The organism is endosymbiont of Ridgeia piscesae, from assembly GCF_001443665.1.
Lineage (GTDB): Bacteria > Pseudomonadota > Gammaproteobacteria > Chromatiales > Chromatiaceae > Endoriftia > Endoriftia persephonae.
In genome coordinates this window covers 1-19,470 of the sequence record NZ_KQ557153.1, presented here as the reverse complement: position 1 = coordinate 19,470, position 19,470 = coordinate 1, and the positions used below count along the sequence as shown (strand labels likewise).

Below are 19,470 nucleotides of genomic sequence, written 5' to 3'. Positions count from 1 at the left end.
GCCTCCACTACATCTTTCCTTTTCTGATCACGCTGTTCTTTTATCGTAGCCATGGAAAGCAGTATACACTGCCAATACTTTCGGAACGATTAATATCGCCATCAGCGTATTGACCTTTTCGATGTTGATCTTTCTCTTGCGGGCCGCCAAACGGTTCAACGGATCAATCAAAACTTCGCTCCATCTTCGTTACGAAAACCGAGAGCTGATGCAGCAGTTGGAGTGTGAGAAAAAACGCCTCGACAACCGCCTGACGCGAATCCTGCAGGATTTCTCTTCGGAGATCTATCTGGTCGATCTGAACACACTCGATATCTTGCAGAGCAACGCGGGGGCTTCGCGTAACCTGGGTTATAGCGAGCAGGAGCTGTTGCAGCTTAGCCTCTCTGATGTCCATCCGGGGATCGATCAGGCGGTTTTTCTTGGGCTTGTTGAATCCAGTTCAGAGGCCGATCAGGGCGCGGTTGCATTCCGTGGTGACAATCGCCGACGTGACGGCACTCTCTATCCGGTGGAGATGCGTCTGCAGGTAGTGACATCGGAAGACCCGCCGATCTGCTTGGTGACCATGCTCGATATGTCGGAACGGTTCCACTACGAAGAGAAACTGCGCTATCAGGCCAACTATGATCAGCTGACTGGCTTGCCCAACAAGGTGCTGGCGTTGACTCGTGCAAGTCAGGCGTTTGAACGCTGCCTGAACAACAATACCAAGCTGGCATTGATGTTTCTTGACCTGGACAACTTTAAAACCATTAATGACACCCTGGGGCACAAGACCGGTGATCAGCTGTTGCAAATGGTGGCAGAACGGTTCAACCAGGTGCTACGTACCAGTGATACAGCGGCGCGGATCGGTGGTGATGAATTCATCATCCTGATCCCCGATGTGGTTGAGCTGAGCTGTGTGGAAAAGATTGCACATAAGATTATTGATGCCATCACCCCCCCCTTTTTACTGGACAATCGTGAGCTGTATGTGACTGCCAGCATTGGTATCAGCTTCTTTCCTGATGATGGCAATACGGCCGAGACGCTACTGCAGCATGCGGATACCGCGATGTATAACGCCAAGACGCAGGGCAAGAACAATTTTCAGTTTTTCTCCCGTGAGATGAAGGAGATGGCGGCGCGCCATCTACTTATCGAATCGAAATTACGCAAAGCCTTGAAGCGGGACGAACTTGAGATCCATTTTCAGCCACAGTTGGATACCAGCAGCGGAATACTGTTGGGTGCGGAGGCACTGCTGCGTTGGAACAACCAAGTGTTAGGCCAAGTCTCTCCCGGTGAATTCATCCCGGTGGCGGAGAGTTCCGGCCTGATTTTGCCGCTCGGTAACTGGGTGCTGGAGCAGGCTTGTATGGAGGCGGCGCGCTGGCCGCAGACGTTGGGACGATCGCTGCGGGTGGCGGTGAATGTCTCATCGCCCCAGTTTCAGGATGGTGGACTGGTGGAGAAAGTGAAAGAGGCGTTGGAGAAGAGTTGTTTGCCGCCAGAGTACCTGGAGCTGGAGATCACCGAGAGTCTGCTGATGGCAGAGTCAAGCAACCTGATGGGACTGTTTCAGCAATTGCTGGATCTTGGAGTGAAATTGTCACTGGATGATTTTGGTACCGGTTACTCATCTCTTAGCTATCTCAAACGCTTTCCGATCCACACCCTCAAGATCGACCAGAGCTTCATTCGTGAACTGCATACCGACCAGAATGATCAATCCCTGGTTACGGCCATCGTGGCGATGGCCCATGGGCTGAATATCGAGGTGGTGGCCGAGGGTGTGGAGTGTGATGAGCAGCTGGAGTTTCTGCGCCAGCGCGAGGTGGATATCGTGCAGGGTTTCCTGCTGAGCAAACCCCTCTCTGCTGACAACTTTCGCGACTATCTGGCCCAGCAACGTGAAGTGCCCGTCGATGCCTCTGTCGAACTGGTTTAGGCTTGACGTGGCGGCGGGAGTTCCGGCTCCTTGCGCTGATAGCCAATCGCCGCCAGCTTGTCGAGATAGGCCTGCCATAACTCATCGTGGAACTTCCCCAGATTGTAGAGATATTTCCAGTCGTAGAGGCCGGAGTCGTGGCCATCATCGAAGATAATCTTCACTGCGTAGTTGCCGACCGGTTTCAGGTCGAGAATAGTCACCATCTCTTTTCCAGTCTCCAGTTTTGCCTGTTCTGGGGTGTGGCCGCGGGTCTCCGCCGAGGGGGAGTAGACGCGCAGGTATTCGCAGGGCAGGGAGAAGTGGCGGCCGTCATCAAATGCGATATCGAGAAAGCGTGATGCCTGATGCAGCTTGATCTCGGTGGGGCGATAGTGTTTTTCCATCAGTCTTTCTCTCCTCGATTCTGCTCAGCCTCAGGCCAGCCGCGCAGGTGGCGGCAGACTAGATTGGCGAGCATTTCGATATGGTCGGGATGCTCGTTGAGGGCGGGGATGTAGGCGTATTCGCCGCCGCCGGCCTGTTGAAAATAGTGTCGGTTCTCTTCACCCAGCTCCTCCAGGGTCTCCAGACAGTCGGCAGAGAAGCCGGGGCTGACCACATGCACCCGCTGCAGTCGTTCTGTCCCCCAGGCTTTCAGGGTGACATCGGTATAGGGTTTGATCCACTCCTGACGACCGAAGCGGGACTGGAAGCTTAGTGCCCACTCATCCTCATCCAGTCCGAGAGCCTCGGCGGTGCGGCGGGCGGTCTGCAGGCACTCGCTGGGGTAGGGGTCGCCCTGGTCGGCATAGCTCTGGGGGATGCCGTGGAAGGAGAAGAGCAGCCGCTGCGGTTCCCCCTTGGCCTGGCGAAAGCGGCGGATGCTGTCGGCCAGCAGCTGAATGTAGTCGGCCTGATTCCAGTAGCGGTTGATGAAACGCAGCTCCGGCAGGCGGCGCCAGTGCTGTAGTTCGCTGGTCACGGCATCGAAAGTCGAGGCGGTGGTGGTGGCCGAATATTGCGGGTAGAGCGGCAGCACCACCAGGCGCTGCAGGTTCTTTTTGCGTAGTCTCTCCAGTGCGCTGGCGATAGAGGGGGTGCCGTAGCGCATCGCCAGTTCCAGCTCGACCTGACCGTTGAGGCGCTGCTGCAGCCGGCTGCGCAGGGCGGTCTCCTGTTGCCGTGAGATCTCCATCAGCGGTGAGCCCTGCTCACCCCAGACGCCGCGATAGGCGGCGGCGGAGCGTTTTGGCCGGGTGCGCAGGATGATGCCGTGCAGGATCAGCATCCACAGCAGCCGGGGTAGCTCTACCACCCGCGGGTCGCTGAGGAACTCGGCCAGATAGCGGCGCACGCTGGCGGTAGTGGGGGCGTCGGGAGTGCCGAGGTTGACCAGTAGCACACCAAGACGGCCAGCCCCATCGAGGGGTTGGTCTGATTGGTCTTTGTATTTCATGACACCCTATTTGTTGGTCGCGGATGTGCGGATTTTTGCCTCAACCCGGGCCCGATTCAACAGCTGTCTATCGAGGATTTTGGGGTAGAGTTGCCAGCAGCGCTCTACTTCGATAGCGCTTTTTACCGCCCGTTGCTCCAGCTCTGCGCGCCAGGCATCGGGGATCTGCGGTAGTTGCAGTAGTTTTGGCGCCTTCCAATCGAGGTACTCTTCGAACAGGGTGCGGTCATCTGGATGTTCCCAGGCGTCGCTCAGCGGCAGTGGTGGAAAGGCATCGGCCGATGGGCTGGATTGCCCGGCATCGCAGGCGACCACAGGCTCTCCGGGCTGGCGCAGGAACCAGCCGCGCCGGTGATTCTGCCCAGCCCGGCCGCGCACCATCGCCTCCAGAATCGAGGCGTGCACCCGGGGATTATGGCCGTCGTTGTTTGGTACCTGTTTGTCACTCAGGGTGGCGGAGATGAAGGAGAAATCTCCCTGCTGGGCGGCGACCCAGCGGCTGGCCTCTATGCTCTGCCGGGATGCGTCAGTGACCACGCTGGCGAGCAAGGCGATGGGTTGAGCGCTGTTTTCGTCGAGGGACCAGAGTTCATATGGATCACCTGGCGGGAAGGGCAGGTGCGGCAGGGCGAGTTGCAACGGTTCGATCAGCTGTGCGGCGGCATCGATCATCTGCTGGATGTCGAACAGGGGATTGATCGGCACCTGTTTTAGTCCCTTTGCGGCAGACCAGATGCCAAAGCGGAAGAAGGCCTTGTCGCCGAGCGGGGTGTTGGCCCAGAGCCCCTGGGGTTGGTGGCTCAGCACCTGGATCTCCCAGCGCCTGCCGTCGGCGCTGAAGGCACGTGCATGGTCGCTCTCAAACACCTGCAGGGTACCGTTGAACGGGTTGAGTCGGCGCAGGCAGTAGGCTTGTGGTTTTGGTTGATCCATCTCGGGCGATCCTAGCATGGGCCGCGGGGAGAGGCAGCGTCAGTCGGGACTGGACTTTTTGATATCGCTCAGGCCTATTCCCGCTATGCACAGATATCGTTTTGATAGGTTGTGGGTGAACGGATGATGCGGGGGCGTCCAGTCGTCGGTATCAGCGCCTACCTGCTGGGGGAGCGGGTGCGCTACGACGCTCGGGAGAAGCGGGCCACAGTGATCATCGAGGGGCTATCAGGCCGGGTGGAGTGGCTGCCGGTCTGCCCTGAGGTGGGGGCCGGGCTGGGGGTGCCGCGGCCTGCGGTGCGGCTGGTGGGAGAGCCAGGCAGGGCGCGGGCAGTTGGTGTCGAGGTGAGCACACTGGATGTGACAGAACGGTTGCTGGTGTTTGCGGCCGACTGGCTTGAACAGGTCAGGCGGCTCGATGGTTTCATCCTCAAGAGCCGCTCGCCCAGCTGCGGTCTGCACTCCACCCCTCATTACCCATCTGGTCAGTTCGGTGCCGGTCTGTTTGCCGATCAACTGCGTCGGGCCCTGTCTGCCCTGCCATTGCGAGAGGAGTCTGAGTTAGTTACTCCGGAGCAGCAGGAGTCGTTTCTGGCAGAAGTGATAAGGCATTCAAAATTACCATGATTTAATTGTGGAATTTTGTCGTCTAAAATTGTGGGAGCTGATCCCGATAAGCCAAATGATATTTGGCTCACTCTGCTGTACGTGATGGAAGCACGATTTCAATTCACCATCTTCGCTCTGTTGATGACCTGCCTGCCGCTGCAGTGCGGTGCTGTTGAACTTGTTGCCAACAGCGGGAATTCAATCAGGCCTCTCTCCCGCGCCACGCTTCGTAGCATCTTCACTATGCGCATGACCGAGTGGCCAGATGGCACCCCGGTCCGGGTGTTTGTACTGGGAGACAAGGCGCCGCTGCATGTGGAGTTCACCAAGCAGGTGTTGGGGGTGTTTCCCCACCAGTTGCGCCGTGCCTGGAGCCGGCGCATCTACTCAGGTACGGGGCAGGCGCCGACCCGCGTGGGATCGGAGGCGGAGATGTATCTGCGGCTGTCGGTAACCCCGGGAGCTATCGGTTATCTGTCGGAAGGGCTGGTTGATGGGGAGGTCAGGACCATTGAGATCGAATAATCCTCTGGCATTGGTCCTGTTGCTGTTCCTTCTTGCCGGGCGGATGCAGCTCTGCGCCGCTGGGAGCCTTTTCGATGACGATTCGCCGTTGCAGATCCACGGCTTTCTCACCCAGGGCTATGTGAAGACCAGCGACAATAGTTTCTTTGGTGACAGCGAAGATGGCAGTACTGAGTTCCGCGAGATCGGCGTCAATTTCTCCTATCGCATCAGCCCGAAACTTATGGCTTCCGGACAGCTGTTGTCGCGTCGTGCCGGCGGCATGTATGACGGCTCACCGGCGGTCGACTATGCGCAGTTCGACTATTCGCCCTATATCTCTGAGACTGGGCGCGCCGGCATTATTGTCGGGCGCTATAAGAATGTGCTGGGTTTCTACAACGACACCCGCGATGTGGCCTCCACCCGGCCCAGCATCTTCCTGCCCCAGGTCATCTATTGGGACCGGGTGCGCAATACGGTGCTCTCCAACGATGGCATACAGCTCTATGGAGAGCTTCATCAGGGCGACCATAGTCTCTATCTGAACTTTGGTTCAGGTAAATCGCTGATCGATGAGAACATGGAGTCAACCTATCTGATCAACGATTTTAATCCGGACCTGAGCCAGCAGGGGCTCAATCTAATCGGTCGCCTACTCTACGAATGGCAGGGTGGGCGGCTGCGTATAGCATTGAGTGGTGTAAAGCTCGATCTGAATGGCACGATGTCAGGTCTGCCCTCGCCATTGCCTCCAACCCTCAGCGGCAGTCTGGGGATCGACTACTGGCTCGCCTCTGCGCAGTACAACGAAGGCCCCTGGAGCCTAACCCTGGAATATATGCAGGAGCCCCTCGAATACAGTGGTTTTGGCTCAATTCTGGACAGCAACAACACAACGGTTGATGGTTACTACCTGCAGGGGAGTTACCGTCTTGCCGCTGACTGGGAACTGCTGCTGCGCTATGAAGAGGGCCACTTTGACAAGGATGACCCCGACGGCAGCGGGCGCAGTGCGATATCTGGCCGACCGGCCCACACCAGCTTTAGCAAGCTGACTACCCTGGGTCTGTTGTGGGAGCCGACAGAGCAGTTGATCCTGCGCGCTGAATATGGCCGTGCGAATGGCACCATGTTCCTCTCAAGTGCCGAGAATCCAGACCTGTTCTCGATGACGCAGCACTGGAACATGTTCAGTCTGCTGGTCTCATATGGTTTTTAGGCGCCATGGCAGGACAGGCAAAAGAGAACGCTCGATTTTTCAGCCTCAAATGGAAGGCGGGACTCCTCTTCAGTCTGATCCTGATTGGCGTCAATGGCGGACTGGCGGCGCTCGGCTATCTGCAGTTACAGCATCAGTTTGTCCAACATCAGCGTGAGATCAATCAACAGCAGGCCGAGGAGTTGCGGGCCCTGGTGCTGGATCGCTTTCAGCAGTTGGAGCAGGTGGCTGCCCTGACCCCGGTGATTGCTGCCAGCCAGTCGGGTGAAAGCAGACTGGCGAAACGGCTGGAGACGGTGTTTGAACAGAATGCGGCAACTCTGGAAATCGACTGGGGGCTCGACTTCGCCGCCTTCTTCTCCAGCAACGGGGAGCTGCTCTACCACTGGCAGTCAGAGCAGACCCTGGCGTGCTTCAAGCCGCAGGTCGCACAGGTCAACCGCACTCAGCAGCCACTCCATTGGATCGACTGCCAGCGGGGCTGCCGGCAGTTTGTGGCGGAGCCCCTGCTCGACCAGGCGGAGTATGCCGGCGTGACCCTGCTGGGACGGCCAATCTCAGACCTGATCCTCGCCTTCAATAGCATCACCGGCGCCGATATCGCGCTCCTCAGTCAATCAGCCCAGCCTGGTCCTGATCCGCTTGCGGGGACGCTGGCGGCCCATTGGGGAGTGGGGGTGGTTGCACGCTCCCAGGCAGACCAGCTGCTGCCGATGCTCAACGCGGCGGCATCCCGGATCGCGCTGACGCAGTTGCAGGGGGAGCCGCAACAGCTGACATACGCCGGCAACCGCTATGCCCTGCAGATCGTTCCGCTGAGTGCCAGCAGTGGTGTGCACAGGCCGCAGTTTCTGATCATCAACGACATCACCCGCTCGGTTGAACAGATCGAGCACTCGACCCGTACTGCCGTCATCGCCGGGCTGTTGGGGCTGTTGTTGTCGGAGGCCGTGCTGTTGCTCCTGCTGTGGAGCCCGATGCGGCGTCTGCGTCTGTTGTCGCGTGCCCTTCCGCTGCTGGCGCAGAATGCCTTTGCCGAGGTGCAGCACAAGCTGGCAAGGCCGATAAAGCGGATTGCCGCTGATGAGATTGATGTGGCGGGAGGCGCTGTACTCGATCTTGCCGCACGGCTTGAGGCGCTAAATCTGGAGGTCAGGAAGCGCGCCATCAGCCTGATCGAACGCAGCGAAGAGCTGGCGCGTGAGCGCGATTTTGTCACCAGCCTGCTGCATAACGCCCAGGTGGTGATTCTCACCCAAGGCAGTCAAGGCCAGCTGTTGTCGATCAACCCCGAAGGTGAGCGGGTGTTCGGCTGTCGGGAGGAGCAGGCGGGCAAACTGAGTTTCCTCGAACTGATCGAAGTGGCAGGGGAGATGGATGACCCGGAGCCTTATCTGCAGCGGCTCAAACGGGGAGAGATCGATGTCTATCAGCATGACAGCTGGGTTGTGTCAGACGACGGCTGCCAGTTCAGCATCTCCTGGGTCCACTCGCGGCTGCCCGCCAAAGATGTCGATGATTTGCCGCTGCTGCTTTCGATCGGCCTGGATGTAACCGAGCGTAAGGTGGCGGAGAGGAACCTGGCGTGGCTGGCCGACCACGATCCCCTCACCGAGCTGTTCAATCGCCGTCGTCTGGTCGCTGAGCTGGAACGCCTGCTGGAGCGTTCCGAGCGCTATGACGAGAGTGGCGCGTTGCTCTTCATCGACCTAGATCAGTTCAAGTATGTCAACGACATCAGCGGCCATCAGGCCGGCGATGCGCTGCTCAAGATCATCGCCCGGCAACTGGCGCAGGCCACCCGCAGCAGTGACATCCTGGCGCGCATTGGTGGTGATGAGTTTGCCATGTTGCTGCCGAATGCGGATGTCAGCGCGGCGGTGGATGTAGCTGGCAAGTTGCTGGATGTGATGAAGGGGATTGAACTGCCGAGCAAGGAGGGCAGCCAGAGGATCTCCGCCAGTATCGGGGTGGTGCTGTTCCCCGATCATGGCGTCAATCTGCAGGATCTGATGGCGAATGCAGATCTGGCGATGTATCAGGCCAAGGAGCGCGGCCGTGACCGCTGGCACCTGTTCGCCCAGGATGAGCAGATCCGCGAACAGATGAGCGACAGCGTCTCTTTGAAGGGCAAGATCGAGTGGGCGTTGGCGGAGGGTGGATTCTTGCTCCACTACCAGCCGATCATGGAGATCGCCTCACGGCGTATCTCCCACTATGAGGTGCTGCTGCGGCTGCGGGAGGCGGATGCTCGCATCGTTATGCCTGGTGACTTCATCCCGGTGGCCGAGAAGACCGGGCTGATCCACAGCATCGATCGCCTGGTGCTGCGCGAGGCGATCAACCGGCTGGCTGAGCTGGGCAAGGCTGGGCAGCAGTTGATCAACCTTTCGGTCAACCTGTCGGGTTGGGCGGTCGATGATCCAGAGTTGTTGCCGTTGCTGAAACAGCTGCTGCAGCTGCGCGGTGTGAGGCCACAGCAGCTGGTGTTCGAGATCACCGAAACGGCGGCGTTGGCTGACATGACCGCCGCTGAGAGTTTTATCCGTGAGCTGCAGGAGCTGGGCTGCCGCTTCGCCATGGATGACTTCGGTGTCGGTTTCTCCTCCTTCTACTATCTGCGCGAGCTGCCGTTGGACATCGTCAAGATCGATGGCTCTTTCATCCGCCAGCTGCCGCAGAACCGCAAGGATCAGGTGTTCGTCAAGGCGTTGGTTGAGATGGCCTCTGGACTAGGCAAAAAGACCATCGCCGAGTTTGTTGAAGATGAGGCGACCCTGCACATGCTCGAAGAGATTGGGGTCGACTATGTGCAGGGCTACTTCATCGGCCGGCCGCAGACGGAGATCGAACTGCCGACCGGATAGGGGGCAGCGGCGCAGCTGGGGTTGTTTTTTTCGCCGCAGGGGAAAAGACTAGGGCTCGATGCACAGCATGCAGAGAGGGCAGCGATGAGCGGCGGAAAAAATCTATTGATCACCGGCAATAGCAGCGGACTGGGCGAGGCGTTGACCCGCTTCTATTTGGCGCAGGGCTGGAATGTCTACGGTTGCAGCCGGCGGGGCTGTGCGGAACAGGCCGAGCCGCTGCAGGATATCCACTGCGACCTGAGTGACTTTGATGCCATCCCAGGCATGATGGATGTGTTGCTGGAACCCGCCGAGGGGCTCGACCTGGTGATCCTCAACGCCGGCATCTTGGGTGAGCTGGAGGCATTCCATAAGGTCTCGCTAGAGGATGCGCGGCAGGTGATGGACGTCAACCTCTGGGCCAACAAGGTGATCCTCGACTGGCTGCAGGGCTGGGACAAGCCGCTGCGTCAGATCGTCGCCATCTCCTCCGGTGCGGCGGTCAACGGCAGCAAGGGCTGGGCCGGCTATGCTCTCTCCAAAGCGGCGCTCAACATGCTGATCAAGCTTTACGCCCATGAATTTCCCGCCAGCCATCTGAGTGCACTGGCGCCGGGGCTGATTGACACTGGCATGATGGAGTATCTCTGCAGCCAGCCTGATCCGGCAGAGTTCCCGGCGGTGCTGCGGCTGCGCGATTCTCGCGACACTGGGGGCACACCCCCAGCCGATGAGGCCGCGGCACGGATCGCTGCCGCAATCCCTCATCTTTACGACTATCCCAGCGGGGAGTTTGTTGATATCCGCACGATGTGAATAGGTCAGTCACTGGCTGATGCCATTATTGATAATGCCGGGAGCACACTCCATGCCCAGACCTTTTCTGCACAACCCTGTCGAAGCTGACTGCACCGCGGTGATGTGGTGGACGCGCCTGTTGTTGATCGTGATGCTCCTGCTGGCCTGCTCCCATCAGGCCCTCGCCCTCGAGGTGAATATCACCCCTGAGCTCGGTGAGTTCCAGGTCGAGCATGCGGGTAAATCGCTGACCATCAGACGCAACCAGGATACCGAGGCGATGCTCGAATTCGACTTCGCCCGCACCTCCCGGCCTTGCCCGCCATTCTGCGCACAGCCGATGCAGCTGGCGGCGGGGGTGAAGACCATCGGCGAGGTGGAATTGGTCGAGTTCATGCGGACGCGACTGGCTGATGGCTCCGGCCTGTTGATCGACGCCCGCACCCCCGACTGGTACGAGCGCGGCACCATCCCCGGTTCCATCAACCTGCCGTTCACCCAGCTCAACCCCAGCCAGGGCGCGGATGATCTGACCCTGGAGGATTCGCTGGCCCGGCTTGGGGTAGAGCTAAAGGACGATGGCTGGGACTTTTCCGCGGCGAAATATCTGGTGCTCTGGTGCAATGGCCCCTGGTGCGGTCAGTCCCCCACCGCCATCAAAGGGTTGCTGAGCATCGGCTACCCGGCCGAGAAGATCCTCTACTATCGCGGCGGTATGCAGCTGTGGCAGATCTTTGGCCTGTCGGTTGTGGTTCCGGAGTGAGCCTGAAGCACGCTCTTCTCGATCTGGCATAATCTCTTCGGTTCGGCGCTGGCGGGTTTCTGGGGGTGTCGTCGTACTTCGAGCCCATGGCGCAGTCGTTTATACTGAGCCCCCCACCAAAACAGGATCAGCCAGATGGAGACAGCTCCAGAGAAACCGAAAAAGCGCAGCCGCGGCATCTATCTGTTGCCCAACCTGTTTACTACCGCAACCCTGTTTGCCGGCTTCTACGCGATCCTTGCGGCGATGAATGATCGCTTTGAAGCGGCGGCAATCGCGATCTTTGTGGCGATGCTGATGGACGGGCTGGATGGCCGGGTGGCGCGCATGACCAACACCCAGACCGCGTTTGGCGCAGAGTACGACAGCCTCGCCGACATGGTGGCGTTTGGGTTGGCACCGTCGTTGGTGATCTATCTCTGGGCTCTTACCGACCTGGGTAAGCTGGGCTGGATCTCCGCCTTTGTCTACACCGCCGGTACGGCGCTGAGGCTGGCCCGTTTCAACACCCAGATCGGGGTGGCGGACAAACGTTACTTTCAGGGGCTGCCGAGCCCCTCAGCGGCAGCAATCATCGCCGGCAGCGTTTGGCTGGGTGTCGATTACGGGATCGCTGGGGGTTCCGTCGAGTGGCTGGTGGCGCCGCTGACTATCGTGGTTGGGCTGCTGATGGTGAGCAATGTGCGCTACAACAGCTTCAAAGAGATCGACTTCCACGGCAAAGTCCCCTTCATCGTGCTGGTGGTGGTGATGCTGGGTTTTGCGATCCTGCTCGCCAAGCCGCCGGTGGTGCTGTTTCTGATCTTCTTCGTCTACGCTATCTCCGGACCGGTAATGACCCTGAGCCAATTGCGCGAGTGGCGTTCCCGGCGGACGGCCGGCGCGGAGGGTGAAGTGGCCGAGCCACAGAAGCCCGAAAAGAAGGGCTGAGTTTGGTTTGCGGCAGATTGCCTGGACGGTTGGCAATACTGGGGGCTTGGGTTATATTCGAAGCTTCTTGAGCGGACACTCGATTGATGAATCAGATTGCGCATCACAAGCTGTTTGACCTGCCCTTCCAGGGGGCGGTGTCTGCTGCGCGTCTGACTGACCTCCTCTTTTCTCTGTTGCTGCGACTGCTGCCCTGAGGGGCATGCAACTGACGATGCCCCGGCGGGGGCCAGAATCTACGCCACAACTAGAGCAACATCCCAATCGACAGAATTAAACCTGTGGCGTATTCCGGTCAGGCGCGTCATAGATGGAGTTGAAGCATGAGCAACCCAGACAGATTAATCATTTTTGATACCACCCTTCGAGATGGTGAGCAGAGCCCCGGTGCCTCGATGACCAAAGAGGAGAAGGTGCGCATCGCCAAGGCGTTGGAGAAGCTGCGGGTGGACGTGATCGAGGCCGGTTTCCCGATCGCCAGCCAAGGTGATTTTGAGGCGGTGCAGGCGGTGGCCCGCGCGATCAAGGACTCCACCGTGTGCGGCCTGGCGCGCGCCCTGGACAAGGATATCGAGCGCGCCGGCGAGGCGCTGAAAGAGGCCAACTCAGGGCGTATCCATACCTTCATCGCCACCTCGCCGATCCATATGGAGCAGAAGCTGCGCATGTCGCCGGATCAGGTGGTAGAGCAGGCGGTGGCGGCGGTCAAGCGGGCGCGCAACTACACCGACGACGTGGAGTTCTCTGCTGAGGATGCAGGCCGTTCCGAGCTCGACTTTCTGTGCCGGATCTTCGAGGCGGTAATCGATGCCGGTGCCACCACCCTCAATGTGCCCGATACCGTGGGCTATGCGATGCCGGATCAGTTTGGCGAGACCATCCGTGCCCTGCGCGAGCGTATCCCCAACGCGGACAAGGCGATCTTCTCGGTGCACTGCCACAACGACCTCGGGTTGGCGGTGGCCAACTCCCTGGCGGCGGTGGCCAACGGCGCACGTCAGGTGGAGTGCACTATCAACGGCCTCGGCGAACGGGCCGGCAACGCCTCCCTGGAGGAGGTGGTGATGGCGGTGCGCACCCGTGCCGACTATTTCACCTGCAACAGCGGCCTGGATGCCACCCAGATCGTCGCCTGCTCCAAGCTGGTCTCCAACATCACCGGCTTTCCGGTGCAGCCGAACAAGGCGATCGTCGGCGCCAACGCCTTCGCCCACGAGTCGGGGATCCATCAGGATGGTGTGCTCAAGTCCCGCGAGACTTACGAGATCATGCGTGCCGAGGATGTGGGCTGGAGCCGGAACCGGATGGTGTTGGGCAAGCACTCCGGGCGCAATGCCTTCCGCTCCCACCTGGATGAGTTGGGCATCAGCTTCGGCTCCGAGGAGGAGCTGAACGCCGCCTTCTCCCGTTTCAAGGATATCGCCGACAAGAAGCATGAGATCTTCGATGAGGATCTACAGGCCTTGGTCACCGATGCGGCGACCAAGGCGAAGAACGAGCGGGTCAAGCTGGTCTCGCTGAAGGTCTGCTCCGAGACCGGCGAGACCCCCCACGCCGATGTGGTGATCTGCATCGACGGCGAGGAGCGTGCCGACAGCGCCGCTGGCGGTGGCCCGGTGGATGCCGCCTTCAAGGCGATCGAAGCGCTGGTCAATAGCGAAACCGAGCTGTTGCTCTACTCGGTCAACAACATCACCAGCGGCACCGATGCCCAGGGCGAGGTAACGGTGCGGCTGGAGCGTGGCGGGCATATCGTCAACGGTCAGGGAGCCGACACCGACATCGTGATCGCCTCCGCCAAGGCCTATATCAACGCGGTGAACAAGATCATGGAGCCGGTGGAGAAGGCGCACCCGCAGGGCGGTGATGTCTGATCCGGGGAGGCCCTGATGTCGATGGATGAGGCGACTCGCCGGCGCTATCTCGAGACCATTGGGATCACGGTGTGGCAGCGCCGTGACTCCCTGACGGAGCTTCAGCCTGAACCGGCTAAGCCGCCTGTGTTGGACAAGCCACAGCTCGCCTCGCCGCCCGCACCAGAGCCGATCGTGGCCCCGCCTGCGGAAAGTGGAGAGATGCCGCCTGCCTGGCTCGACGAGGCCCCGCCGCTGGAGGGGGACTGGGAGCCGCTGGAGATCGAGCCGGTGGTGCCGGAGGAGGCTTATCAGGCTTCGCCTGCCGAGTCGGATGTGGCCGGGCTCGACTGGCCTGCCCTGGAAAAACGGGTCAAAGGATGCCGTCTCTGTCAGTTGCGCGAGGGCTGCACCCAGACCGTGTTTGGTGTCGGTAACCGCCAGGCTGATCTGCTGATTATCGGCGAGGCACCGGGCGCCGACGAGGATCGTCAGGGCGAGCCCTTCGTCGGCCGTGCCGGTCAGCTACTCAACGAGATGCTGCTGGCGATGGGTCTTAAGCGCCAGCAGGTCTTCATCGCCAATATCCTCAAGTGCCGACCGCCGGGCAACCGCGATCCACGATCGGAGGAGGCGCTGAAATGCGAGCCCTATCTGCTGCGCCAGATCGCACTGATTCGTCCGCGGGTGATCCTCTCGGTGGGACGCATCTCGGCGCAGAATCTGCTCAAGACCGAGATCGCCGTGGGCAAGCTGCGTGGCCGCATCCATAACTTTGGCAGCAGCGCGATCCCACTGGTGGTGACCTATCATCCGGCCTACCTGCTGCGTTCACCGGAGCAGAAGGGCAAAGCCTGGGCCGACCTGCAGCTGGCACTGTCAGTATTGCGTGGGGTCGCCCGGTGAGTACCCAACTGCAGGATCCGCTGCTCGATCTGCGGCTGATGCAGGCAGAGGGTCTGGAGCAGGTATTACAGATCGAGCAGCGCGTCTACCCCTTCCCCTGGACCCTCGGCATTCTGCGCGACTGCCTCAAGGTGGGATACTGCTGCTGGGTGGTGACAGTGGATCAGCAGATTGTCGGCTACGGGGTGATGTCGGTGGTGGTGGACGAGTGCCATCTGCTCAACATCTGTATCGACCCCGGCTGGCAGCGGCTTGGACTGGGGCGCAGACTGGTCGAACGGCTGCTGCAACTGGGGCGGCAGCATGGCGCCGAGGCGGCCTACCTGGAGGTGCGTGAGAGCAACCGCCCTGCGCGCCGGCTCTATCGGCAGATCGGTTTCGTCGAGGTGGGGCAGCGGCGCGACTACTACCCGGCCATCGGCGGACGTGAGGATGCGCTGCTGCTGACCCTGTCTTTCTGAGCGAGCGGGCCAGGGGCTCGCAGCAGTGCCTATTGCGCTATAATGCTCTGTTTTCCCGACCCGATTCAGCACCATGTCAGACGAACTGCTCGAACAACTCAGCCGGCGGCGCACCTTCGCCATCATTTCCCACCCGGATCTTTCCCTCAAAGTCAGCCTCTGACAAGCCGAGTCAAAAACCACCGAAACCCCTTGTATTTATTGATTTTCCGCTCTTTCTGCGGGACAATGAAGGACATCCAAAGACAAGCTGAGCCTTCACAATTATGTACATATCTGTGTACTTGATATCGGCTCTTACCCGAAGATGACATTGAAGGAGGCGCGCGCAGAAAATGAGCGCCTACGGAAAGAGCTGGAGCAAGGCCACAATCCAAAGATTGTTCGCAAACTTGAAAAGCAGGCGCTCATCAATGCCGATACGCTAGAGTCCATATTCCGGCAGTGGTATGAAAGCTACTGCAAGAAGAATAAGAAAATGCACCATGAAATCTGCCGCAGCTTTGAATTATATGTTTTGCCTGTTGTTGGTGATTTGCCAGCAGAAAAGATCACCCTTCACCAGTGGCTGGCAATCCTGGAAGAACATGCCGAGAAACGCCCGGCCATTGCCGAGCGTATTCTGATAAACAGCAAGCAGATGCTTAAATGGGCAGTGAAGCGCCAGCTCGTTCCTTTCAATGTTTTAACCGAAATTAACGCCAAAGAAGATTTGCAGATAAAGAAGGTGGCCAGAGACAGGTCATTATCTGATGAAGAGATAAGGCTCGTCTGGCTTGCCATTAATGAATCGCGCATGGCGGCAAAGAACAAGCTCTATCTTAAGCTCTGCCTTGTGTTGGCTTGCCGGAATGGAGAATTGCGTTTAAGTAAAAAAGAGCATTTTGATCTGGATTCGATGGTCTGGACAGTGCCACCAGAAAACCACAAGCTCGGGAAATCCTCAAACAAGCCATTGTTACGCCCGATCATTCCCGCTGTGAAAGAACTTGTTGAAGAAGCTATGGAGTTGAGTGGTGAGGGAGAATACCTGTTCAATAATAGCGGTACGAACGAGCCGATGGGGCAAAGCGCACCGTTACAGCTTCCCTATAACATTATGCAGTGGCTACGCCGTCATAAAGACTATGAAATGAAACACTGGTCGGTGCATGATTTAAGAAAGACGGCCAGAACCAATCTATCTTCTCTGACCGAGCCGCATATTGCAGAAATCATGCTGGGGCATCGGTTGCCCGGTTCCTGGCAGGTTTATGATCATTATGATTACCTGCCGGAACAAGAAAAGGCTTATCAAGCGTGGTGGGAACGTTTGATGGAGATTGTTGAGGTGTCTTAAGTATTACGCTGAATTGAATTAATTCAAAAGTTTTTATTACCACCAGCTACTTTTCCTTAGTGAGCGATCAAGCTCACCTGCGTCAATGAAGCGCAGCGAAATTGCCGTCAGGTGGAGCGCCTTGTTCGGCGTCTCAATCTTTTTACCCCAGAAAGTGAAGTGCATGCATCTTCTAGCAGTTGAACAAAGTCCCTAGTATCTGAGAAATAGTTTTTGAATGCAAATCGCACATCTTCGGGTGTATCCGCCTTTACCAATACAATATCGTGACCTGGGTAATTATTCTCTAGTTCAAATAGATCTCGTATCGCGTCTGTTGCACTGCGGTATGTTTTTGTTTCGAGTTCACCTTCAGGGGAGATTATCAAGATAACATTTTTTCTACTTGATACTTCCGCATCAACCTCATTGAGTCCGCTGAGCGTATTAATAAGATTAAGTTCATCATCTAATTTAAGAAATCTGCTAACCAGCACTTTTCCATCCGTATTCGGATAGGGACCATTATGTTTTTCATGAACTCTTGCAATAATTTCACTAGAAAGCGCCATGGCTTGCTGATACCTTGTGTCTCCTTTTTTGAACTTGGGTTGACTTGATGTAATAAAACCAATTACCTCTACCGCCGTAGCCCAAGCATGCTGTATTTCTGTACGATACTGTATTTCAATCAGCAACCCTTTTAATGGTCGCCCTATTTCTGAATTTACATCGTAGCTATAAACATCATGTGCCCCTCTATATCCAGACGCCTTGGGGGTTTTTATATAATCATACTTATCGATACCGTTCTTTCTTTTATGATGAAACCGGGATTCATGGAATTCATCTCGGAACTTATAAAGTGATTCGATATCTTCAAATATAAGTCGACACCCGGCAACATCGTCCATTCTAGATAACTGCATTTATGGGTATCTAAAAAGTTTATCGATTATTGTGGATTTACGTTTATGCCGTTGTGCAACCGTAATATTTAACCCACTAGTTCTATTCCTTAGAATTGCCTGGAACGTATTCAGCACTGCGCGGTGAGCCGAGCGCCACTCCTCAAGCACTTTAAGGTCGGACTCTGTTGAAGTTCCATTACGGATATTAACTCCAACACGATTAACACGAGATTTAGAACCTCCCGGGAACTTGGTACTATTCTTCATATATGCAATCCATGTTTTAGTGCCGAACGTTAAAGTTAAGGGGCTCACGGCGTCTTTTCGTGAGTCCCGCTTAAACGCATTGTTAAGCGCTACTTTTAGCAAAATTTTCAAGCACATTGAGACCCACCGTTGTTTTTTTTTGCCCAAAAAAGTTTAAAAACTTCTTAAGGTCTGAATTGCCAGTTCGACTTACAATAAGGTTGTTTACCATTGACCTAACTCCAAACTGGTTCTTAAGAGCATTAACCGGTTGCCCTTTTAGTGCTACCTTTAGAACCCCTATACTTGCTGTAAATGTCGGGGAGTTTGAATCAATAATACCTATTTTTGAGTCAATATACTGAGATATTGAAAGTAGAATTTTTTTAAATTTTAAAATATCTTTATAACTACCGTCACTTAATGCTTGTTGGTAGCAGCCAAGCCAGTTTCTTAGCTCTTGATATTCATCCCGTAGTTGTAATGCTACTGAAATCATTTCATCTGCAGAGTTTGATTCCTGAATAACCTGTATTGGCAAAGGTAGCATGTTAATTGTTAATGAATGAAGTTCGTCATGATTGATATTTACAGAAGACATTTTTGCTCTCTTTTCAGTAATAACATTATTTAACTGAATTACCGCGTCTTCACTTGGCAATGTAATGCCTGCAGCAAGAAACAATCTTTTGCGTACTGGATGAGGAGTGTAACCTTTTTCATAAACAAAGCCCCTTGCCAACATGCCGGCTCCTCCCCATAACGTTTGAGATAGGTAGTTGTGTGGAGTGTTCTTGTACTTTTCCCATCCAATGCTGTTTTCTTCGTGATGAGTCCTAAGTTCTGAAGTTACACAAAGCCTATCTACGAACTCATTTCTTGGTTCTGTAAGTTTTCATAATCAATTAGAAAGGGGAATGGGTTAATCACTCCTGCATTTACTGCTTTGTCTAGAGAGCTATATTGTTTCCATGCTTGAGTGAATTTTTCATCGACTATTATTTGGTCTCTAAGAATTATATCTGTAATAAAGTCGAACAATGCTTCGGTTTGTATTACAGCTTCGGATATTTTTTTATATTCATAAGAATCGTTTTCGCGGTCAATTTTAATGTACTGACCTTCTCCATCTTCCATCCCATTGAGAAGAAGCTCAGAAATATTTTGTAACGACCAATTATCAGAAATTACACTTTGACTCATATGTGATCCTTGTGCGCTTAATGATCAAGCTGTGCGGCGCAAACGAAGCGCAGCGTAGTTTGCGTCCGAACGAGCGCCTTGTTATGTGTTTTATTCATCACTACCTCTTCCGTCTCTTTGGTCTATGTGCGCCCTTGTTTCTTCAGGGATAATGTTGTTGTAAAGAGCATCCATTTCTTTTTCTTTGGTAATTAACTCATCTGCGATGATGTTTAGAATCTTAAATAGTTTCAAAGCAACATCCGAGTCATCATCCAGATTTATCTGGCCTGGATGGACGGCGTTATTACCGACTACCCGAACCAAATCAAGTGCTTGTTGTATTTTGGGACTTAGCCCACCCTCAACCAGCTCTTTGATATCGTTATTTATATTCCTTCCGTCTTTGCCGACTTGGATGAGTAGCTTCTGAAGAGCTAGCCTTAAAAGAGCAGTTGCCCCTTTGGGCGAATCAATAAAAATACTTGCTGCTTCGTGATAGAGAGACCGGATATTAATCGTTCCGAAAGTATTGGCAGTGTATACTGCTTTCCATGGCTACGATAAAAGAACAGCGTGATCAGAAAAGGAAAGATGTAGTGGAGGCGATT

At 56.1% G+C, this 19,470-nt stretch carries 20 protein-coding genes and 1 pseudogene; 12 read left to right on the top strand and 9 right to left on the bottom strand.

Annotation, left to right across the window (positions count from 1 at the left end; translation table 11 throughout):
* Positions 1-27: 27 nt before the first annotated feature.
* Positions 28-171 (bottom strand): hypothetical protein, encoded by a 144-nt coding sequence (locus tag Ga0074115_RS16950; RefSeq protein ID WP_232433126.1) that lies wholly within the window; start codon positions 169-171, stop codon positions 28-30.
* 37 nt (positions 172-208) lie between these two features.
* Here Ga0074115_RS16950 and Ga0074115_RS14220 point away from each other — a divergent pair, with 37 nt between their 5' ends.
* Positions 209-1,936 (top strand): putative bifunctional diguanylate cyclase/phosphodiesterase, encoded by a 1,728-nt coding sequence (locus tag Ga0074115_RS14220; RefSeq protein WP_232433125.1) that lies wholly within the window; start codon positions 209-211, stop codon positions 1,934-1,936.
* Here the strand turns inward: Ga0074115_RS14220 and Ga0074115_RS14215 are convergent.
* The 3 genes from Ga0074115_RS14215 to Ga0074115_RS14205 are packed head-to-tail and all read right to left on the bottom strand — an operon-like array spanning position 1,933 to position 4,307.
* Positions 1,933-2,322 (bottom strand): gamma-butyrobetaine hydroxylase family protein, encoded by a 390-nt coding sequence (locus Ga0074115_RS14215; protein WP_005959771.1) that lies wholly within the window; start codon positions 2,320-2,322, stop codon positions 1,933-1,935. The genes Ga0074115_RS14220 and Ga0074115_RS14215 overlap by 4 nt on opposite strands.
* Complete coding sequence (gene hemH, locus Ga0074115_RS14210; protein ID WP_057956249.1) at positions 2,322-3,374, bottom strand: ferrochelatase; 1,053 nt, start codon at positions 3,372-3,374, stop codon at positions 2,322-2,324. The genes Ga0074115_RS14215 and hemH overlap by 1 nt, the downstream gene beginning before the upstream one ends.
* Positions 3,375-3,380: 6 nt before the next feature.
* Positions 3,381-4,307, bottom strand: coding sequence for a hypothetical protein (locus Ga0074115_RS14205; RefSeq protein ID WP_232433124.1), 927 nt, complete (start codon positions 4,305-4,307; stop codon positions 3,381-3,383).
* A 123-nt stretch (positions 4,308-4,430) separates the two neighbouring features.
* Between Ga0074115_RS14205 and Ga0074115_RS14200 the strand changes: the two genes are divergently transcribed.
* The 11 genes from Ga0074115_RS14200 to Ga0074115_RS14150 all read left to right on the top strand — a co-directional run bounded on the left by Ga0074115_RS14200 (position 4,431) and on the right by Ga0074115_RS14150 (position 16,541).
* Positions 4,431-4,934 (top strand): 2-thiouracil desulfurase family protein, encoded by a 504-nt coding sequence (locus Ga0074115_RS14200; RefSeq protein ID WP_232433123.1) that lies wholly within the window; start codon positions 4,431-4,433, stop codon positions 4,932-4,934.
* 84 nt (positions 4,935-5,018) lie between these two features.
* Positions 5,019-5,441: a substrate-binding domain-containing protein gene (locus tag Ga0074115_RS14195; protein ID WP_232433122.1), complete on the top strand. Its 423-nt coding sequence runs from the start codon at positions 5,019-5,021 to the stop codon at positions 5,439-5,441.
* Complete coding sequence (locus Ga0074115_RS14190; RefSeq protein WP_232433121.1) at positions 5,428-6,642, top strand: TonB-dependent receptor; 1,215 nt, start codon at positions 5,428-5,430, stop codon at positions 6,640-6,642. Before Ga0074115_RS14195 ends, Ga0074115_RS14190 begins: the two co-directional genes overlap by 14 nt.
* Before the next feature lie 5 nt (positions 6,643-6,647).
* Positions 6,648-9,509, top strand: coding sequence for a bifunctional diguanylate cyclase/phosphodiesterase (locus tag Ga0074115_RS14185; RefSeq protein ID WP_057956251.1), 2,862 nt, complete (start codon positions 6,648-6,650; stop codon positions 9,507-9,509).
* A gap of 84 nt (positions 9,510-9,593) precedes the next feature.
* Positions 9,594-10,307, top strand: coding sequence for an SDR family NAD(P)-dependent oxidoreductase (locus Ga0074115_RS14180; RefSeq protein ID WP_057956252.1), 714 nt, complete (start codon positions 9,594-9,596; stop codon positions 10,305-10,307).
* A 52-nt stretch (positions 10,308-10,359) separates the two neighbouring features.
* Complete coding sequence (locus Ga0074115_RS14175) at positions 10,360-11,052, top strand: rhodanese-like domain-containing protein (protein ID WP_057956253.1); 693 nt, start codon at positions 10,360-10,362, stop codon at positions 11,050-11,052.
* Between the two features lie 135 nt (positions 11,053-11,187).
* Positions 11,188-11,982, top strand: coding sequence for a CDP-diacylglycerol--serine O-phosphatidyltransferase (gene pssA / locus Ga0074115_RS14170; RefSeq protein ID WP_057956254.1), 795 nt, complete (start codon positions 11,188-11,190; stop codon positions 11,980-11,982).
* A 323-nt stretch (positions 11,983-12,305) separates the two neighbouring features.
* The gene (locus Ga0074115_RS14165) at positions 12,306-13,856 is read left to right on the top strand and encodes a 2-isopropylmalate synthase (protein ID WP_060528647.1); all 1,551 of its coding nucleotides are present in this window, start codon (positions 12,306-12,308) and stop codon (positions 13,854-13,856) included.
* 15 nt (positions 13,857-13,871) lie between these two features.
* Positions 13,872-14,741: a uracil-DNA glycosylase family protein gene (locus tag Ga0074115_RS14160; protein ID WP_057956256.1), complete on the top strand. Its 870-nt coding sequence runs from the start codon at positions 13,872-13,874 to the stop codon at positions 14,739-14,741.
* Entirely contained in the window at positions 14,738-15,202 is a 465-nt protein-coding gene (gene rimI / locus Ga0074115_RS14155; RefSeq protein ID WP_060528646.1) for a ribosomal protein S18-alanine N-acetyltransferase, read from the top strand. Before Ga0074115_RS14160 ends, rimI begins: the two co-directional genes overlap by 4 nt.
* A 250-nt stretch (positions 15,203-15,452) precedes the next feature.
* A complete protein-coding gene (locus tag Ga0074115_RS14150; RefSeq protein WP_332311058.1) occupies positions 15,453-16,541 on the top strand; it encodes a tyrosine-type recombinase/integrase in 1,089 nt (362 codons plus the stop codon).
* Between the two features lie 107 nt (positions 16,542-16,648).
* Here Ga0074115_RS14150 and Ga0074115_RS15955 read toward each other — a convergent pair whose 3' ends face one another.
* The 5 genes and pseudogenes from Ga0074115_RS15955 to Ga0074115_RS16940 form a co-directional block, all read right to left on the bottom strand.
* Entirely contained in the window at positions 16,649-17,434 is a 786-nt protein-coding gene (locus tag Ga0074115_RS15955; RefSeq protein ID WP_232433120.1) for a RelA/SpoT domain-containing protein, read from the bottom strand.
* Positions 17,435-17,780: 346 nt separating this feature from the next.
* On the bottom strand, positions 17,781-18,422 hold the full coding sequence (locus tag Ga0074115_RS16370) for a hypothetical protein (protein WP_157292800.1): 642 nt from the start codon (positions 18,420-18,422) through the stop codon (positions 17,781-17,783).
* Between the two features lie 119 nt (positions 18,423-18,541).
* Entirely contained in the window at positions 18,542-18,880 is a 339-nt protein-coding gene (locus tag Ga0074115_RS14145) for a hypothetical protein (protein ID WP_157292798.1), read from the bottom strand.
* A gap of 90 nt (positions 18,881-18,970) precedes the next feature.
* Positions 18,971-19,114 (bottom strand): hypothetical protein, encoded by a 144-nt coding sequence (locus Ga0074115_RS16945; RefSeq protein ID WP_232433119.1) that lies wholly within the window; start codon positions 19,112-19,114, stop codon positions 18,971-18,973.
* Positions 19,115-19,129: 15 nt separating this feature from the next.
* Positions 19,130-19,342, bottom strand: a pseudogene (locus tag Ga0074115_RS16940) (DUF4145 domain-containing protein); the annotation flags it as partial.
* Positions 19,343-19,470: the final 128 nt, after the last annotated feature.

What these genes read in the sequence shown, in the direction of transcription:
- Ga0074115_RS14220 (WP_232433125.1), top strand. Translation starts at nt 209, where the DNA reads ATGCAGCAGTTGGAGTGTGAGAAAAAACGCCTCGACAACCGCCTGACG.
- Ga0074115_RS14215 (WP_005959771.1), bottom strand. Translation starts at nt 2,322, where the DNA reads ATGGAAAAACACTATCGCCCCACCGAGATCAAGCTGCATCAGGCATCA.
- hemH (WP_057956249.1), bottom strand. Translation starts at nt 3,374, where the DNA reads ATGAAATACAAAGACCAATCAGACCAACCCCTCGATGGGGCTGGCCGT.
- Ga0074115_RS14205 (WP_232433124.1), bottom strand. Translation starts at nt 4,307, where the DNA reads ATGGATCAACCAAAACCACAAGCCTACTGCCTGCGCCGACTCAACCCG.
- Ga0074115_RS14200 (WP_232433123.1), top strand. Translation starts at nt 4,431, where the DNA reads ATGATGCGGGGGCGTCCAGTCGTCGGTATCAGCGCCTACCTGCTGGGG.
- Ga0074115_RS14195 (WP_232433122.1), top strand. Translation starts at nt 5,019, where the DNA reads ATGGAAGCACGATTTCAATTCACCATCTTCGCTCTGTTGATGACCTGC.
- Ga0074115_RS14185 (WP_057956251.1), top strand. Translation starts at nt 6,648, where the DNA reads ATGGCAGGACAGGCAAAAGAGAACGCTCGATTTTTCAGCCTCAAATGG.
- Ga0074115_RS14180 (WP_057956252.1), top strand. Translation starts at nt 9,594, where the DNA reads ATGAGCGGCGGAAAAAATCTATTGATCACCGGCAATAGCAGCGGACTG.
- Ga0074115_RS14175 (WP_057956253.1), top strand. Translation starts at nt 10,360, where the DNA reads ATGCCCAGACCTTTTCTGCACAACCCTGTCGAAGCTGACTGCACCGCG.
- pssA (WP_057956254.1), top strand. Translation starts at nt 11,188, where the DNA reads ATGGAGACAGCTCCAGAGAAACCGAAAAAGCGCAGCCGCGGCATCTAT.
- Ga0074115_RS14165 (WP_060528647.1), top strand. Translation starts at nt 12,306, where the DNA reads ATGAGCAACCCAGACAGATTAATCATTTTTGATACCACCCTTCGAGAT.
- Ga0074115_RS14160 (WP_057956256.1), top strand. Translation starts at nt 13,872, where the DNA reads ATGTCGATGGATGAGGCGACTCGCCGGCGCTATCTCGAGACCATTGGG.
- Ga0074115_RS15955 (WP_232433120.1), bottom strand. Translation starts at nt 17,434, where the DNA reads ATGGACGATGTTGCCGGGTGTCGACTTATATTTGAAGATATCGAATCA.
- Ga0074115_RS16370 (WP_157292800.1), bottom strand. Translation starts at nt 18,422, where the DNA reads ATGTTGGCAAGGGGCTTTGTTTATGAAAAAGGTTACACTCCTCATCCA.
- Ga0074115_RS14145 (WP_157292798.1), bottom strand. Translation starts at nt 18,880, where the DNA reads ATGAGTCAAAGTGTAATTTCTGATAATTGGTCGTTACAAAATATTTCT.